Genomic DNA, 15643 nt, shown 5'->3' with positions numbered 1-15643 from the left:
TGCCTTTCAGGTCGAGGCGTCGAATGCCGCCAACACATGGCGTGGAAGTCGTTTCGGCGCAATCAGCATGGCATCGAATCGCATTTCAAATTCCGCATGCTCGGGATGCGCGACGAGCCAGCCTTGCGCGGCATCGATGATGCGCTGCTGCTGGCGCGGCGTCACGGCGAAGGCGGCGTCGTCCAGCGTCGCGCGCGCCTTGACCTCGACGAAGGCGATCAAATTGCGGCGGCGCGCCACGATGTCGATCTCGCCATGCGGCGTGCGGTAACGTTTGGCGAGGATGCGGTAGCCCTTGGCCATGAGATAAGCCGCAGCGCGGCTTTCCGCAGAGATGCCGGTGTGGAACGCGGCGACGCGCTCGGGCGAGGCGATTTTCGGTTCCGACGGGACGTCAGTCTTCGCCATCGCCGCCCCGCAGATCTTTGGCAAGCTCAAGCGCGCGGGCATAGACCTCGCGGCGCGGCCGGCCCGAGAGGGCGACCGCATGCGCCACCGCATCCTTGACGCTGTTCGCGGCAAGCTGCTCACGCAGGACGTCGTCGAGCGCATCCGATGTCAGCATCTCGGCATCCGCCGCAGGCGGAGCGATCACCAGCACGAATTCGCCGCGCGTCTCCAGCGTGTCGGCATCGCGCGCCAGCTCACGCAGCGTCGCGCGCGAAATCTGCTCGTGCAGTTTGGTCAGCTCGCGGCAAATCGCGGCTTCCCGGGTCCCCATGATCTCGGCGAGCTCGGCGAGCGTGTCCTGCACGCGGTTGCCGGAATCGAACATCACCAGCGTCGCATCGATGCGCGCAAGCTCGGCCACGCGCGACTTTCGCGCGGCGGATTTCGAAGGCAGAAAGCCTTCGAAGAAGAAGCGGTCGGTCGGCAGCGCTGCGACCGATAGCGCCGCCAGCACCGAGGACGGGCCGGGCAGCGCGTAGACCGCGTGGCCGGCGGCGCAGACCTCGCGCACCAGCTTGTAGCCGGGGTCCGAGATCAACGGCGTGCCGGCATCCGACACCAGCGCGATCGAGCCGCCCTGCGAAAGCCGCTCCAGGATCTTCGGACGGGCCGCTTCAGCGTTGTGCTCGTGATACTGCTTGAGCTGCGCAGAGATGTTGTAGCGCTCGGTCAGACGCCGCGTGATGCGGGTGTCCTCGCAGGCGATGACGTCGACCCCGGCGAGGGTCTGCAGCGCCCGCAGCGTGATGTCACCGAGATTGCCGATGGGGGTCGCCACCAGGTGCAGGCCAGGCGCGGCCTTCGGCGCGACAAGCCGATGGGCGTCGACGGAGAAACCGCGCGAGGCGGCCTCCGTCGTCTCAGGTGTGTTTGTCGGGGACGGCTTTGCGCGCATAATCAGACGAACTTAGGTATGATCCCCGGGGCTGGGAACCGGTCCCCGGAAAAAGATCGTGCCTGGGCGAGGCAAGGGGCGAGGCAGGACTGGAATGTGATCCATTCGGCATCACATTCCCCAGGGAATGAAGCGTCAGCGCCATATTCGCGGCGGAAACGCCGCCTTGATGCTGGGTGACGGACGGCGGACAGCTAGCCAGAACTTGAAAGGAAGCCGCGTTAAGCGGGCATTATCCTTTTGTTTGAGTTAACTATTTGCCGACAATATGCCTGAATCCATGGCCGGTGTCGTGGAAAGAATGTCGTGACCGGCTGGCGACGGTCGGTCGGAAGAGAAACTGTCATGACGGGCCCACGTGATCCCAGATCCTCCTTTTCGGAGGAGTCTCCCGTTCAGGGGCCCCTGATGTCAGGGGCGACGCGGCGAAGCGCGCTCGGTCTGTTGCTCGGCGCGCCGCTGCTGTCGGCCTGCGCCGGCGTGCAGCAGAGCCTGAGCCAGTTCTCCAATCCGTTCAGCAGTTCCTCCCCGCCTCCGGCCCAGCCGGCCGGCCCGCCGCAACAGGCGACGACCGCCGGCACCGGCGGGGTGAAGGTTGCCGTGATCCTGCCGCTGTCGGCATCAGGCAATGCCGGCCTTGCCGCGCAGTCGATGCGCAACGCCGCCGAGATGGCGCTGGCCGAGTTCCAGAATCCCAACATCCAGCTCCTGATCAAGGACGACAATGGTAGCCCGCAGGGCGCGCAGGCCAGTGCGCAGCAGGCGGTCGATGAGGGCGCCGAGATCATCCTGGGGCCGCTATTCGCGCAGTCGGTGCCTGCGGTGGCGCAGATCGCGCGCACGCGCGGCATCCCGGTGATGGCGTTCTCGACCGATTCCAGCATCGCCGGCCGCGGTGTCTATCTGCTGAGCTTCCTGCCGGAGTCCGACGTCAACCGCATCGTCGAATATTCCGCCAGCATCGGGAAGCGCTCCGTCGCCGTGCTCGTGCCCGACAATGCCTATGGCAATGTGGTCGAGGCCGCGGTGAAGGCGGCGGTGCCGCGCCGCGGAGGGCGCATCGTCGCGTTCGAGAAATACGGCGCCGATCGCGCCACGCCGGCCCGGACCGTGGCGCAGCAGCTCGGCAGCGCCGATGCGCTGTTCATCGCCGATGATGGCGACGCCGTCGTCTCGGTCGCCGATGCGATGAGCGCGGCGGGTGCGAATCTGCGCAATATCCAGCTGCTCGGCACCGGCCTGTGGGACAGTCCGCGCGTCTATGCCAGCTCCAACTTGCAAGGCGGCCTCTACGCCGCGCCGGACCCGGCCGGCTTCCGCGCCTTCTCCGGCCGCTATCGCACCAAATATGGCGCCGAGCCCGTGCGCACCGCCACGCTTGCCTATGATGCGGTCGCCCTGGTGGCCGCGCTGGCGCGTACGCAGGGCACGACGCGCTTTTCGTCGGACGTGCTCACCAATCCCTCCGGCTTTGCCGGCATCGACGGCCTGTTCCGCTTTCGCGCCGACGGCACCAATGAGCGGGGCTTGGCGGTGATGAAGGTCACGACCGGCGGCGGCGTTGCGGTCGCGGGCTCGCCGAAGAGCTTTGGGGCGTAGCTGTTTCCTCGACGTCGTCCTGGCTTTCGCCAGGACGACGATGGAGAGACTTTACGCCGCGAGATCCGCGACCACCGCGTCCAGCACCGGAAAACCGCTGCTCGTCACGCGCAGCCGTCCCGTTGCATCCACCGTGATTGCACCTTCTTCGCTCAGCAGCGTGATGCGCTTGGGATCGAGTGAGCGGCCGGAGAGCGCTTTGTAACGCTCGGGGTCGATGCCCTCGGCGAGGCGCAATCCCATAAGCAGGAATTCGTCGGCGCGCTCTTCGCTGTTGAGGAGATCGTCGGTGACGACGCCGTGGCCGTTGGTCTCGACCCGCATCAGCCAGGCTTCGGGGCGCTTCTCGGTGGCGGTCGCGTGCCTGATACCGTCGATGTCGAGGCGGCCATGGGCGCCGGGGCCGATGCCGGCATATTCTTCGCCGCGCCAGTAGACCAGATTGTGCCGGCACTCGGCGCCGCGCCGCGCGTGATTTGAAATCTCGTAGGCGGGCAGGCCGAGCCTGTCGCAGGTCTCCTGCGTGACGTCGTAGAGCGCGCGTGCGACCGCTTCATCCGGCGTCTTCAGCTTGCCGGCTTGATGTAGGCCGAAGAACGGCGTGCCTTCTTCGATCGTCAATTGATAGAGCGACAGATGCTCGGCCGCCTCGCCGATCGCGAGACGCAATTCATCGGCCCACATCGCCGGCGTCTGGTCGGGACGGGCGTAGATCAGGTCGAACGAATAGCGATCGAACGAGCGGCGCGCGATAGCGACGGCATCGAGGGCCTCGCGCGCGCTGTGCATGCGGCCGAGCGCTTTCAGCGAGGCATCGTCGAGCGCCTGCACGCCGAGCGAGACGCGGTTGACGCCGGCGGCGCGATAGCCGGCGAAGCGCGTAGCCTCGACGCTGGTCGGGTTTGCCTCCAGCGTGACTTCGACGTCTTTCGCCACGGTCCAGTGCTTGCCGATGGCGTCGAGCACAGCGCCGACGGTTGCAGGCTGCATGAGCGAGGGCGTACCGCCGCCGAGAAAGATCGAGGTGACTTCGCGTCCGGGCGCGCGCTCGGCGGTCGCAGCGATTTCGCGCGCGAATGCTGACGCAAACCGCGGCTCGTCGATCGGGGCGTGGCGAACGTGGCTGTTGAAGTCGCAATAGGGGCACTTCGACAGGCAGAACGGCCAGTGCACGTAGACGCCGAAGGCTTCCTTAGCGCGGCTCAAGGCAGATCTCCGCCAGTTTCACGAAGGCGCGGGCACGATGCGACAGGCCGAGACCGAGCGGCGGCAGGCCGTGCTTCTCGATGCTCTCCATCTCGCCGAAGGTGCGGCTATGGCCGTCGGGCAAAAACATCGGGTCGTAGCCGAAGCCGGCGGTGCCGCGCGGCGGCCACACCAGCGTGCCGTCGACGCGCCCCTCGACCTCTTCGAGATGATCGTCGGGCCATGCAACGCAGAGCGCGGAAACGAAGTGCGCCTTGCGTTTGGCCGGCGTGGTCGCGCCGCGCTCCTGCAACAGACGCTCGATCTGCGCCATCGCTGCGGCAAAATCCTTGTTCGGGCCGGCCCAGCGCGCCGAGTAGATGCCGGGCGCGCCGTCGAGCGCGTCGACCACGATGCCGGAATCATCGGCGAAAGACGGCAGCTTCGTTGCCTGCGCCGCCGCGATCGCCTTGATCGCGGCATTGCTGCGGAAATCGTTTCCGGTTTCTTCCGGCTCGGGAAGGCCGAGCTCGCCGGCCGACACTGCTTCGATGCCGTAAGGCGCGAGTAGCTCCTTCATCTCGGCGAGCTTGCCGGGATTATGGGTCGCGATAACCAGCTTTCCGGTGATTCGGCGGTGCATCGGGCTATTGACTACGCTACCGCCAGTTTCTGCAAGTCCACGAGACGCGCGACGCCCTTGCGCGCCAGCGCCATCAACGCCAGGAACTCGGCTTCCGTGAATGGCTCGCGTTCCGCGGTGCCCTGGACCTCGATGATGCGGCCATCGCCGGTCATGACGAAATTGGCGTCGGTGTCGGCTTCGGAGTCCTCGGCATAGTCGAGGTCGAGCACGGGCGTGCCCTTGTAGATGCCGCAGGAGATCGCGGCGACGTTGTCGCGCAACACATTGGCCTTGACCATGTTGCGCGCCTTCATCCAGCTGACGCAATCGGCGAGCGCGACCCAGGCACCGGTGATCGAGGCGGTGCGGGTGCCGCCGTCGGCCTGGAGCACGTCGCAATCGACCGTGATCTGGCGCTCACCGAGCGCTTCGAGATTGATGATGGTGCGAAGCGAGCGGCCGATCAGGCGCTGGATTTCGACGGTGCGGCCGCTCTGCTTTCCGGCGGAGGCCTCGCGGCGGGTGCGTTCCGAGGTCGCGCGCGGCAGCATGCCGTATTCGGCGGTGACCCAGCCGCGGCCCTGGCCCTTCAGCCATGGCGGCAGGCGGTCTTCCAGCGTGGCGGTGACCAGCACGTGGGTGTCGCCGAATTTCACCAGGCACGAGCCTTCCGCATATTTGACCACGCCGCGCTCCAGCGTCACGGGGCGCAATTCGTCGGGCGCACGGCGGCTTGGCCGCATGGGAAATCCTCCAAAACTCTCAAAAAAGTGCTGTTGGCGGTGCTTGTAGGGGGGGTGAGGGTGGGCGGCAAGGGGGAAGATCGAGGCCTTCTTCACCCCCGATTTCCAATCCGCCAACGCCACGCTTGTCAGAAGCATCCGGGATAGACAAATTACCTGTGTCTTAGAGGAGTTACCGTCTGTGGCCCATCACGATCCGATCCATCTGATCGCGCCGCGCGCGGGCCTCGCCCAGCTCAACGAGCGTTCCCGCGACATCTTTCGTCAAATCGTCGAAAGCTATCTCGCGACCGGGGAGCCGGTGGGCTCGCGCAATATTTCGCGCCTGATTGCCATGCCGCTTTCGCCGGCCTCGGTCCGCAACGTCATGGCCGATCTGGAACAGCTTGGCCTAATCTACGCCCCGCACACCTCCGCCGGCCGATTGCCGACGGAACTTGGCCTGCGGTTCTTCGTCGATGCCCTGATGCAGGTCGGCGACCTCAATGACAGTGAACGGCAGGCGATCCAGAGCCAGTTGACCTCCGTCGGCCACGCGCAATCGGTGGAGGCTGCGCTCGAGGAGGCATTGACGCGGCTCTCCGGCCTGACCCGCGCCGCCGCCGTCGTGCTGACGCCGAAATCCAATGCGCGGCTGAAACATATCGAATTCGTCCGCTTGGAACCGGAAAAGGCATTGGTGATCCTGGTCGGCGAGGACGGGCAGGTCGAAAATCGCGTGTTGACGCTGCCGCCGGGAGTTCCATCCTCGGCGTTGACCGAAGCCGGCAACTTCCTCAATGCCCGCATTCGGGGCCGGACCCTGGCCGAGGCGCGGCTGGAGCTCGAGACCGCGCTCGGAGAGGCGCGCACCGAGCTCGATCAGCTGACGCACAAGGTGATCTCGGCCGGCATCGCCAGCTGGTCCGGCGGCGAGAACGAGGATCGTCAGCTCATCGTCCGCGGCCACGCCAATCTGCTCGAGGATTTGCATGCGCTGGAGGATCTCGAGCGCGTTCGCCTGCTGTTCGACGATCTCGAGACCAAGCGCGGCGTGATCGACCTGCTCGGCCGGGCCGAAACCGCGGAAGGCGTGCGGATCTTCATCGGCAGTGAGAACAAGCTGTTCTCGCTGTCGGGTTCGTCCACCATCATCTCGCCCTATCGGGACGCCGCCGGCCATATCGTCGGCGTTTTGGGCGTGATCGGGCCGACGCGGCTGAATTATGCCCGCGTGATCCCCACCGTGGACTACGCTGCCCGCATCGTCAGCCGGCTCTTGGGGGGCTGACCGGCGGCCGGGCCGATCACGGGCGCTTGATTTTCGCCGCCCGAAGCACGATATCCGGGCCAGAAACCCCCTGAGACGAATGCGAAAAGAGAGCCGATGACCGATCGAGACCGGCAACCCGAAGACACGAGTGCTGCGGCCGGCGAGCCCGTGGTGTCAAAACCCTACATCATGCCCGACGATCCCGAGCCCGGCTCCGTCGAGCTTCTGCAGAAGGAAGTCGCCGAGGCGCGCGACCGCATGCTGCGGACGCTGGCCGAAATGGAGAATTTGCGCAAGCGGACCACCAAGGAGGTCGCGGATGCCCGCCTCTACGGCATCACCGGCTTTGCCCGCGACGTGCTCGACATCGCCGACAACCTGCAGCGCGCGCTCGATGCCGTTCCGGCCGAAGCCCGTGCGGCGGCCGATGCAGGCCTCGCCTCGCTGATCGAGGGCGTCGAGCTGACTGAGCGCTCGCTGCTCAGCGCGCTGGAAAAACACGGCGTGAAGAAGTTCGACCCCTCGGGCCAGAAGTTCGACCCGAACTTCCAGCAGGCGATGTTCGAGGTGCCCGATGCGTCGGTGCCCGCAGGCACGGTCGTGCAGGTCATGCAGGCCGGCTACACCATCGGCGAGCGCGTGCTGCGTCCCGCCTTGGTCGGTGTCGCCAAGGGCGGCGCCAAGGCTGCGCCCGCTGCCAACAGCAACGAGCCGAACGGCGCGGCCAACTAAGTCGATCCTCATGGCGAGGAGGCGCGTCAGCGCCGTCTCGAACCATGCAGGCCGCGCTGCTGCAGCGCGGCCTTCATCCTTCGAGACGCGCGCGAAGAAGCGCGCTCCTCAGGCTGAGGGTCTTGCCGTTTTTTGACCGGGCCTACGCGCTCGCCGCGATATCCGCGGACTGAATCCGCTTCACGCCGGCCTTTGCCATGTCGGCCCAGGCTTTTGCCAGCGAACCCTGATTGTCGATGCCGCGGCAGGCGTCTTCCACCACATAGACCTCGAAGCCCGCCTTGCGCGCGTCGAGCGCGGTCCAGGCGACGCAGAAATCCGTCGCCAGCCCCGCGACGAAGACGCGCTTGATCTTGCGCGCCTTCAGATAGCCGGCGAGACCGGTCGAGGTCTTGCCGTCGGCTTCGAGGAAGGCCGAATAGCTGTCGACGTCCTTGTGAAAACCCTTGCGGATGATGAGCTCGGCGTGCGGGATCGCAAGGTCTTTCGACAGCGCGGCGCCGTCGGTGCCCTGCACGCAATGGTCGGGCCACAGCACCTGCTTGCCGTAGGGAAGATCGACGGTCTCGAACGGCTTCTTGCCGGCGTGGACTGACGCGAAGGAAATATGGCCTTGCGTGTGCCAGTCCTGCGTCATCACCACGTTCGAAAATGCTTTCGAGATCTTGTTGATGACGGGCACCACCTGCTCGCCTTCCTTCACGGCGAGGCTGCCGCCGGGCAGGAAGCAATTCTGCACGTCGATCACGAGCAGCGCGGATGCATCGTCCGGCTTGATCGATGCCGCTGCCAGAATTGCGGTTGGCGCGAGCGCCACGAGCGCGCTCGTCCCGAGCGCCGCCAAGACTTGTCGCCGATCCAGCATCATTCGCCTCCCTCCAGGATGAACTCAACGGAGGGGGAGCCTAGTTCCGTTCGTATACGAACAGAAGCCCGAAAATGCAGCCGGCTTTGGTGCTTGAGCCGCGGGTTCGGTGCACCTCTCCCGCTTGCGGATGCTGCTAGCCCTTCGGCTGGATGCCGTCGCGGACCGCGCGGAAGCGGGTGAAGGCGGCCGGCCATTGCTCGCGCGGGGCGCTGGCGATGATGCGCAGCGAGGCGCCGCCGCTGCTGAAGCGGATCCACTGCACCACGGTCACCGGCGTCTTGTCCTTGCCGCTGACGCCGTCGATCCGGGTCTCGAAACCCTGCTGGCCGCTGATGCGGATCGGCTCGGACATGGTGACGCGCGACTCGCGCACGCCGGGAATCTGGAGCGCCGCCTCTTGGGCGAAGCGGGCGCGGTCGTCGGCGGCTTGCGGTGTGGCGCCAATCACGCCGAGGATGATAAACGGCTTCGATTCATAGCCGGAGCTCTCGTCGCCGTCGGCCAGGATGATACTCGAGCCCGGCGCCAGCGTGCGGACGTCCTTGAAGTCGGCGAGATCGGTGATCTTGAACGGCATCAGTGCGATCTGCTCTTCGGCCGAGACCTGCTTCCGGGTGACGACGCTCGCGAACATCTGCCGCACCGCCTCGTCGGTGTAGATCTTGATCGCATTCTCCGGAATCTGCACCGCGACGTAGCCGGAGAAGCCGGCGCCCGGCACGATCATCGAATAGCGCCGCACTGGCGTCTCGCCCGCCTTGCCGCTCTCCGTGGTGAAATAGGCCACGCCCGCGGGCGTCTCGATCTTGTCCTGCTTGACGCCGTTGGTGCCGGCCGGGTTGGAGTTGAAGGCGCTCACGACCTCGCCATAGGCGGCCGGCGGCAGCTCCGTGATCAGCACCTTGACGTTGCCGTCCTCGCTCTCGAAGCCGGGAAAGGTCTTGGCCGTGCTGAGGCCGACCAATGGCACCATGCCGAGGCGCAAGCCGGGTGGGAAAACGGCGTCGGCGGCCAGAGCCGGAAGCGTAGAGGCGACGAGGAGGGCGAGCGCGGCGAGGGGGCGGATCAGCTTCATGGGCACTCTGATTGGTTCACATTGAGGCCGTTCGATGGTGGCCAGCCGGCCGCTTTGTCGCGCGAGGCAGCCCGAGGACGAGCCCGGCCGGCTGCCCGCCTTTTAACGGTTTTGGTCTGGCCGCAACAGGGCGGGGCGGGATGCGGTAGCGGATGCCGGCCAATCGCGGACCTGTTAATAATTCCTCACCCGCAAGGGCGGTGCAGCCCGGATATGTTCTTCCAAAACCCAATGTTTTCACGGCCGAAACTTGCGTTCGGTCCTTGCAGGCACCTCCCCCCCTCCTATATGACCCCCAACCATCGCAATATCGCGAATGTTTGATCTTAGGGGGTTTCGGTTCGGGTGCCTTCTGGGCCCAGCCAGCCTGCCGCAAAAACAAGGATACAGGACCATGGGAAAGGTCATCGGGATCGACCTCGGCACCACGAATTCGTGCGTCGCCGTAATGGATGGCAAGAACGCCAAAGTCATCGAGAATTCCGAAGGCATGCGCACGACGCCTTCGATCGTCGCCGTGACGGACGACGGTGAGCGCCTCGTCGGCCAGCCGGCCAAGCGCCAGGCCGTCACCAATCCCGAGCGCACGTTCTTCGCAGTGAAGCGCCTGATCGGCCGCCGCTACGACGACCCGATGGTCGAGAAGGACAAGAAGCTCGTTCCGTACAAGATCGTGAAGGCTTCCAACGGCGACGCCTGGGTCGAGGCCGACGGCCAGACCTACTCGCCCTCGCAGGTCTCGGCGTTCATCCTGCAGAAGATGAAGGAGACCGCGGAAGCCCATCTCGGCCAGAAGGTCGACCAGGCCGTCATCACCGTGCCCGCCTACTTCAACGACGCCCAGCGCCAGGCGACCAAGGACGCCGGCAAGATCGCGGGCCTTGAAGTGCTGCGCATCATCAACGAGCCGACCGCGGCCGCGCTCGCCTACGGCCTCGACAAGACCAAGGCCGGCACGATCGCCGTGTACGATCTCGGCGGCGGCACGTTCGATATCTCGATTCTCGAAATCGGCGACGGCGTGTTCGAGGTGAAGTCGACCAACGGCGACACCTTCCTCGGCGGCGAAGACTTCGACATGCGCCTGGTCGGCTATCTCGCCGACGAATTCCAGAAGGAGCAGGGCATCAACCTGCGCAACGACAAGCTCGCGTTGCAGCGCCTAAAGGAAGCCGCCGAAAAGGCCAAGATCGAGCTGTCGTCGACGACGCAGACCGAGATCAACCTGCCCTTCATCACCGCGGACCAGACCGGCCCGAAGCATCTGACGATGAAGCTCACCCGCGCCAAGTTCGAGGCGCTGGTCGATGACCTCGTTCAGAAGACCGTCGAGCCCTGCCGCAAGGCGCTGAAGGATGCCGGCCTCACCGCCGCCGAGATCGGCGAAGTGGTGCTGGTCGGCGGCATGTCGCGCATGCCGAAGGTCCAGGAAGTCGTGAAGCAGCTGTTCGGCAAGGAGCCGCACAAGGGCGTCAACCCAGACGAAGTCGTGGCGATCGGCGCCGCGATCCAGGCCGGCGTGCTTCAGGGCGACGTCAAGGACGTGCTGCTGCTCGACGTGACCCCGCTGTCGCTGGGCATCGAGACTCTGGGCGGCGTGTTCACCCGCATCATCGACCGCAACACCACGATCCCGACCAAGAAGAGCCAGGTGTTCTCGACCGCCGAGGACAGCCAGAACGCGGTCACCATCCGCGTCTTCCAGGGCGAGCGTGAAATGGCGGCCGACAACAAGATGCTCGGCCAGTTCGACCTGATGGGCATTCCGCCGGCCCCGCGCGGCATGCCGCAGATCGAGGTGACCTTCGACATCGACGCCAACGGTATCGTCAACGTCTCGGCCAAGGACAAGGCCACGTCCAAGGAGCAGCAGATCCGCATCCAGGCCTCCGGCGGTCTGTCGGAAGCCGACATCGAGAAGATGGTCAAGGACGCCGAGGCCAATGCCGAGGCGGACAAGAAGCGCCGCGAGGCCGTGACTGCCAAAAACGACGCGGATGGACTGGTGCATTCGACTGAGAAGGCACTGGCCGAGCACGGTTCGAAGGTCGCCGAGACCGAGCGCCGCGCCATCGAGGATGCCGTCAGCGACCTCAAGGAAGCGCTGAAGGGCGACGATGCCGAAGCGATCAAGGCCAAGACCCAAACGCTGGCCCAGGCTTCGATGAAGCTCGGCGAGGCCATGTACAAGCAGCAGGCCGAGGCCGACGCCAAGAAGGATGCGGCCAAGGACGACGTCGTCGACGCGGAATTCACCGAAGTCGACGACGACAAGACCAACAAGAAGTCCGCCTGAACCCCGCGAGGGTGATGATGCGGACGGCTTGGACCCTCCACACGCCAACGGCCTCCTCCCTCGCGGGGGAGGCCATCGTGTCGGGCTCGACAAGCCAAGGCACTGATAAAATCGGCACTGATAAAATCGGGGCCGTTACGATCGATCAATTCCCAGCCGTTATTCTGAACACTGCCGTGCAATCCTCTGCCGCGAGGCGGAAGGGTGCTTATATCGCTGCATGGCGACGTTGCTTCGCTCCGACTTGAATCGCGATCGGATAGACCGAGCTCATCATGTCCACGTCCACCAAGCGCTGCTACTACGAAACCCTCGAAGTCGAACGCGATGCCGACGATTCCGCGCTGAAATCGTCGTTCCGCAAGCTGGCGATGAAGTTTCACCCCGACCGTAATCCCGGGGACAACACCAGCGAAGTCAAGTTCAAGGAAATCAACGAGGCCTACGAGGTCCTGAAAGACAAGGACAAGCGCGCCGCCTATGACCGTTACGGCCATGCCGCCTTCGAGCAGGGCGGCGGTGGCGGCGCCGGTTTCGGCGCGGGCTTCGCCTCCTCCTTTTCCGACATTTTCGAAGATTTGTTCGGCATGGCCGGACAGCGCGGGGGCCGTGGCGGCCGCGAGCGCGGCGCCGACCTGCGCTACAACATGGAAATCACGCTCGAGGAAGCTTTTGGCGGCAAGACCGCGCAGATCGAGATCCCGGTCTCGGTCACTTGCGAAGCCTGCTCGGGCATCGGAGCCAAGGCCGGTACCAAGCCGAAGACCTGCTCGACCTGCGGCGGCGCCGGACGCGTACGGCAGTCGCAGGGCTTCTTCACGCTGGAGCGAACCTGTCCGGGCTGCCAGGGCCGCGGCCAGATGATCGAGGACGCCTGCCCGTCCTGCTCGGGTCAGGGGCGCGTCACCCGCGAGCGGACGCTGTCGGTCAACATTCCCCCTGGAGTCGAGGACGGCACCAGGATCAGGCTTGCCGGCGAGGGCGAGGCCGGGGTCCGCGGCGGCCCGCCCGGCGACCTCTACATCTTCCTGTCGCTGGCCCAGCACCAGTTCTTCCAGCGCGACGGCGCCGATCTGCATTGCCGCGTGCCGATCTCGATGGTGACGGCGGCGCTTGGCGGCGAGTTCGAGGTGCCGACCATCGAGAAGGGCAAGACCAAGGTGAAGGTCCCTGCGGGGACCCAGTCCAGCCGTCGATTCCGCATCGCATCAAAAGGCATGCCGGTGCTGCGCTCGCGCCAGATGGGCGACATGTACGTTCAGGTCGTGGTCGAGACCCCGCAAAATCTCACCAAAAAGCAGCAGGAATTGCTGGCCGAGTTCGACAAACTCTCCTCCGGCAACACCCAGCCGGAATCCGAGGGTTTCTTCACCAAGGTCAAGGATTTCTTCGGTAATCGGGCGAGTTGACGCGTCTTGACCGTGCCGCTTTCGGCCTATACGTCTTTATGACCATTTTCTGACACGCCGCGGTCCCGCGGTCCCGGCCGGTCCCGACATGCCATTGCCATCGTCCGCGCGTGCGTTGAAGAAGCCCCGTCTCGATGACGAGGTGCGTTTTCTCCGGTCATGGATCGAAAAGCCCCTGCACATGGGTGCGGTGATGCCGTCGGGCAAGCTGCTGGCCCGGACCATGGCCCATTACGTCGACGTCAATTCGGACGCACCGGTGGTCGAGCTTGGGCCCGGCACCGGCGCCATCACCTCGGCCCTGGTCGAGCGCGGCGTCGATCAGAAACGTCTCGTCCTCGTCGAATACAATCCGGGCTTCTGCGCCCTGCTGCGCGACCGCTATCCGCAGGCCAAGGTGGTGCAGGGCGATGCCTATCGTCTGCGCGACACCCTGTGGAACGTGCTGAGCGCGCCGGCCTCCGCGGTCGTCTCCGGCCTGCCGCTGGTCACAAAACCGATGCTGACGCGGCTGCGGCTCATCCGCGACGCCTTCACGGCCCTGGCGCCCGGTGCGCCCTTCGTCCAGTTCACCTATGCGGTGGTGCCGCCGATTCCGAAATCGCTGCCCGGCGTGTCCACAGAGGCCTCCGAACGGATCTGGATGAACCTTCCGCCGGCCCGCGTCTGGGTGTATCGCAAGGACTAATTCCGCCGGCATTCCTGTTTGCGTGGCGGTCTCGTTTCGCCGAACGCATGGAAGCGGATGTCCGCACCGAAAATTCTGATCATTCCCGGCTCCCTGCGCACCGGCTCGCAAAATGCGAAGCTGGCAGCGGTCGCTGCCTATGCATTCGATCAGGCCGGTGTCGACGTCACCCGGATCTCGCTCGCCGATTTTCCGCTGCCGATTTATGACGGCGACCTGCAGGCCAAATCCGGTGTGCCGAAGCACGCGATCAATCTCAAGCGCATGATCGGCGCGCATCATGGCGTGTTGATCGTCTCGCCCGAATACAACGCCTCGGTGCCGCCGCTGCTGAAGAACGCGATCGACTGGGTCAGCCGCGTGCATGAGCTGCACGAGCCGCGCGGCGAGGTGTTCCGCAACCGCGTCTTCGCGCTCGCCGGCGCCTCGCAGAGCCGGCTTGGCGCGGCTCGCGCGCTGCAGGCGTTGCGGCTGATCCTGACCTCCTGCCACGCCAATGTGATTGCCAGCCAGCTGACGCTCGCCTTTGCCGACCAGGCCTATGACGATATGGACAGGCTGAAGCACGAGGGCGATATCGCCGCGTTGAAGGAACTGGTGCGGCAGTTGATCGACGTTTCCCAACGCATGATGTGAGGTGACATGACGCCAGCCGAGATTGCCCCGAAAGACCGCCTGATCGTCGCGCTCGATCTGCCCAGCGTTGATGCCGCGGAAGCTATGGTCAACCGGCTCGGCGACAGCGTCACCTTCTACAAGATCGGCTATCGGCTCGCTTATGCCGGCGGCTTGCCGCTGGTCGGCAAGCTCGCCGACCAGGGCAAGAAGGTCTTTCTCGATCTCAAGCTGCACGACATCGGCAACACCGTGGCGCAGGGCGTCGACAGCATCACAAGGCTCGGCGCGACCTTCCTCACCGTGCACGCTTATCCGCAGACCATGAAGGGTGCCGTCGAAGGTCGCGGCAGCTCGAACCTGAAGATCCTCGCCGTCACTGTTCTGACGTCCTACAACGAGGACGATCTGCACGCGGCAGGCTTCCGGCTCGGCGTCTCCGAGCTCGTCGAAGCGCGCGCGCAGCAGGCGCAGGTGCTCGGCATCGACGGGCTGGTATCGTCGCCCGAGGAAGTCGGAGCCTTGCGCAAGATCGTCGGCCACCAGATGAGCCTCGTCACCCCCGGCATCCGGCCGGCGGGCGCCGCGAGCGGCGACCAGAAACGCATCATGACGCCGGGCCGCGCGATTGCGGCCGGCGCGGATTATCTCGTGGTCGGGCGGCCGGTGGTGGAAGCCACGGACTCCAGGGCGATCGCCGAGGCCATCCAGGCCGAGATCGCGCAAGCGCTCGGCTAACTACCAACACAGGGAGAAGAACAATGGCAAAAGGCTACTGGATCGGACGCGTCGACGTGAGCAGTGACGAGGGCTACAAGCCCTATGCCGTCGCCAATGGTCCGATCTTCAAGAAATGGGGTGGCCGCTTCGTCGTCCGCGCCGGCAAGTTCACCACCGTCGAAGGCGCCAGCCGCACCCGCAATGTCGTGATCGAATTCCCGGACTACGAGACCGCGATCGCCTGCTACAACTCGCCGGAATACCAGGCCAACATCAAGGTGCGCCAGCCGCACTCCGTCGCCGACCTCATCGTCATCGAGGGCTATGACGGCCCGCAACCGTCAGACGGCTGAGGCGCGAACTCCTCTTATTACTCTTGCCGAAATGCTCGGCCTGCATGGTTCGCCCGGCGATGCAGAGCATCGTCCGGAACGCCCGCCTTGCGGGCTCCTCACCATGAGGGTCTGATATCTTGCCGCAAGACGCGACCT

Annotated in this window: 16 protein-coding genes; 9 read left to right on the top strand and 7 right to left on the bottom strand. The window is 65.3% G+C overall.

Translation table 11 applies throughout. The annotated features are described in order from the left end of the window. Positions 1-6: 6 nt before the first annotated feature. Entirely contained in the window at positions 7-408 is a 402-nt protein-coding gene (locus tag IVB32_RS39455) for a YraN family protein (RefSeq protein ID WP_018459613.1), read from the bottom strand. Continuing rightward, positions 395-1345 (bottom strand): 16S rRNA (cytidine(1402)-2'-O)-methyltransferase, encoded by a 951-nt coding sequence (rsmI, locus tag IVB32_RS39450; protein ID WP_247295830.1) that lies wholly within the window; start codon positions 1343-1345, stop codon positions 395-397. The genes IVB32_RS39455 and rsmI overlap by 14 nt, the downstream gene beginning before the upstream one ends. Before the next feature lie 408 nt (positions 1346-1753). Between rsmI and IVB32_RS39445 the strand changes: the two genes are divergently transcribed. Further along, positions 1754-2944, top strand: a complete 1191-nt coding sequence (locus IVB32_RS39445) for a penicillin-binding protein activator (RefSeq protein ID WP_018459611.1) — start codon at positions 1754-1756, stop codon at positions 2942-2944. A gap of 51 nt (positions 2945-2995) precedes the next feature. Here the strand turns inward: IVB32_RS39445 and hemW are convergent, their stop codons facing one another. The 3 genes from hemW to rph are packed head-to-tail and all read right to left on the bottom strand — an operon-like array spanning position 2996 to position 5497. Further along, the gene (gene hemW / locus IVB32_RS39440) at positions 2996-4150 is read right to left on the bottom strand and encodes a radical SAM family heme chaperone HemW (RefSeq protein WP_018459610.1); all 1155 of its coding nucleotides are present in this window, start codon (positions 4148-4150) and stop codon (positions 2996-2998) included. Continuing rightward, positions 4137-4772, bottom strand: a complete 636-nt coding sequence (gene rdgB / locus IVB32_RS39435) for an RdgB/HAM1 family non-canonical purine NTP pyrophosphatase (RefSeq protein WP_018459609.1) — start codon at positions 4770-4772, stop codon at positions 4137-4139. Before rdgB ends, hemW begins: the two co-directional genes overlap by 14 nt. Positions 4773-4783: 11 nt before the next feature. Further along, complete coding sequence (gene rph, locus IVB32_RS39430; RefSeq protein ID WP_007598482.1) at positions 4784-5497, bottom strand: ribonuclease PH; 714 nt, start codon at positions 5495-5497, stop codon at positions 4784-4786. 181 nt (positions 5498-5678) lie between these two features. Here rph and hrcA point away from each other — a divergent pair, with 181 nt between their 5' ends. Both hrcA and grpE read left to right on the top strand, forming a co-directional pair. After that, on the top strand, positions 5679-6767 hold the full coding sequence (gene hrcA / locus IVB32_RS39425; protein ID WP_007598483.1) for a heat-inducible transcriptional repressor HrcA: 1089 nt from the start codon (positions 5679-5681) through the stop codon (positions 6765-6767). A gap of 96 nt (positions 6768-6863) precedes the next feature. Next, a complete protein-coding gene (gene grpE / locus IVB32_RS39420) occupies positions 6864-7481 on the top strand; it encodes a nucleotide exchange factor GrpE (protein ID WP_085349936.1) in 618 nt (205 codons plus the stop codon). Between the two features lie 142 nt (positions 7482-7623). On the opposite strand, the gene pncA is transcribed toward grpE, so the two are convergent. After that, the gene (gene pncA / locus IVB32_RS39415) at positions 7624-8346 is read right to left on the bottom strand and encodes a bifunctional nicotinamidase/pyrazinamidase (RefSeq protein ID WP_026233851.1); all 723 of its coding nucleotides are present in this window, start codon (positions 8344-8346) and stop codon (positions 7624-7626) included. A gap of 136 nt (positions 8347-8482) precedes the next feature. Then, entirely contained in the window at positions 8483-9424 is a 942-nt protein-coding gene (locus tag IVB32_RS39410) for a hypothetical protein (RefSeq protein ID WP_018459606.1), read from the bottom strand. Positions 9425-9818: 394 nt separating this feature from the next. Here IVB32_RS39410 and dnaK point away from each other — a divergent pair, with 394 nt between their 5' ends. The 6 genes from dnaK to IVB32_RS39380 all read left to right on the top strand — a co-directional run bounded on the left by dnaK (position 9819) and on the right by IVB32_RS39380 (position 15505). Beyond that, positions 9819-11720: a molecular chaperone DnaK gene (dnaK, locus tag IVB32_RS39405; protein ID WP_007598490.1), complete on the top strand. Its 1902-nt coding sequence runs from the start codon at positions 9819-9821 to the stop codon at positions 11718-11720. Between the two features lie 275 nt (positions 11721-11995). Beyond that, the gene (dnaJ, locus tag IVB32_RS39400) at positions 11996-13129 is read left to right on the top strand and encodes a molecular chaperone DnaJ (protein ID WP_018459605.1); all 1134 of its coding nucleotides are present in this window, start codon (positions 11996-11998) and stop codon (positions 13127-13129) included. 88 nt (positions 13130-13217) lie between these two features. After that, positions 13218-13817 (top strand): rRNA adenine N-6-methyltransferase family protein, encoded by a 600-nt coding sequence (locus IVB32_RS39395; protein ID WP_007598495.1) that lies wholly within the window; start codon positions 13218-13220, stop codon positions 13815-13817. Positions 13818-13874: 57 nt separating this feature from the next. Continuing rightward, the gene (locus tag IVB32_RS39390; RefSeq protein ID WP_026233850.1) at positions 13875-14453 is read left to right on the top strand and encodes an NAD(P)H-dependent oxidoreductase; all 579 of its coding nucleotides are present in this window, start codon (positions 13875-13877) and stop codon (positions 14451-14453) included. 6 nt (positions 14454-14459) lie between these two features. Then, entirely contained in the window at positions 14460-15170 is a 711-nt protein-coding gene (pyrF, locus tag IVB32_RS39385) for an orotidine-5'-phosphate decarboxylase (RefSeq protein ID WP_018459602.1), read from the top strand. A gap of 23 nt (positions 15171-15193) precedes the next feature. Then, entirely contained in the window at positions 15194-15505 is a 312-nt protein-coding gene (locus tag IVB32_RS39380) for a DUF1330 domain-containing protein (RefSeq protein WP_018459601.1), read from the top strand. Positions 15506-15643 lie beyond the last annotated feature (138 nt).

The organism is Bradyrhizobium sp. 23, from assembly GCF_023073295.1.
In the GTDB taxonomy this organism is placed as follows: Bacteria; Pseudomonadota; Alphaproteobacteria; order Rhizobiales; family Xanthobacteraceae; genus Bradyrhizobium; species Bradyrhizobium canariense_D.
Note: the sequence above shows the minus strand (reverse complement) of the source record. Positions and strands in the feature narration are given on the sequence as shown.

Coding starts and splice junctions, on each gene's coding strand:
- rsmI (WP_247295830.1), bottom strand. CDS start 1,345: ATGCGCGCAAAGCCGTCCCCGACAAACACACCTGAGACGACGGAGGCC.
- pncA (WP_026233851.1), bottom strand. CDS start 8,346: ATGCTGGATCGGCGACAAGTCTTGGCGGCGCTCGGGACGAGCGCGCTC.
- IVB32_RS39390 (WP_026233850.1), top strand. CDS start 13,875: ATGTCCGCACCGAAAATTCTGATCATTCCCGGCTCCCTGCGCACCGGC.
- rdgB (WP_018459609.1), bottom strand. CDS start 4,772: ATGCACCGCCGAATCACCGGAAAGCTGGTTATCGCGACCCATAATCCC.
- IVB32_RS39380 (WP_018459601.1), top strand. CDS start 15,194: ATGGCAAAAGGCTACTGGATCGGACGCGTCGACGTGAGCAGTGACGAG.
- dnaJ (WP_018459605.1), top strand. CDS start 11,996: ATGTCCACGTCCACCAAGCGCTGCTACTACGAAACCCTCGAAGTCGAA.
- rph (WP_007598482.1), bottom strand. CDS start 5,497: ATGCGGCCAAGCCGCCGTGCGCCCGACGAATTGCGCCCCGTGACGCTG.
- dnaK (WP_007598490.1), top strand. CDS start 9,819: ATGGGAAAGGTCATCGGGATCGACCTCGGCACCACGAATTCGTGCGTC.
- grpE (WP_085349936.1), top strand. CDS start 6,864: ATGACCGATCGAGACCGGCAACCCGAAGACACGAGTGCTGCGGCCGGC.
- IVB32_RS39395 (WP_007598495.1), top strand. CDS start 13,218: ATGCCATTGCCATCGTCCGCGCGTGCGTTGAAGAAGCCCCGTCTCGAT.
- IVB32_RS39410 (WP_018459606.1), bottom strand. CDS start 9,424: ATGAAGCTGATCCGCCCCCTCGCCGCGCTCGCCCTCCTCGTCGCCTCT.
- IVB32_RS39445 (WP_018459611.1), top strand. CDS start 1,754: ATGTCAGGGGCGACGCGGCGAAGCGCGCTCGGTCTGTTGCTCGGCGCG.
- IVB32_RS39455 (WP_018459613.1), bottom strand. CDS start 408: ATGGCGAAGACTGACGTCCCGTCGGAACCGAAAATCGCCTCGCCCGAG.
- pyrF (WP_018459602.1), top strand. CDS start 14,460: ATGACGCCAGCCGAGATTGCCCCGAAAGACCGCCTGATCGTCGCGCTC.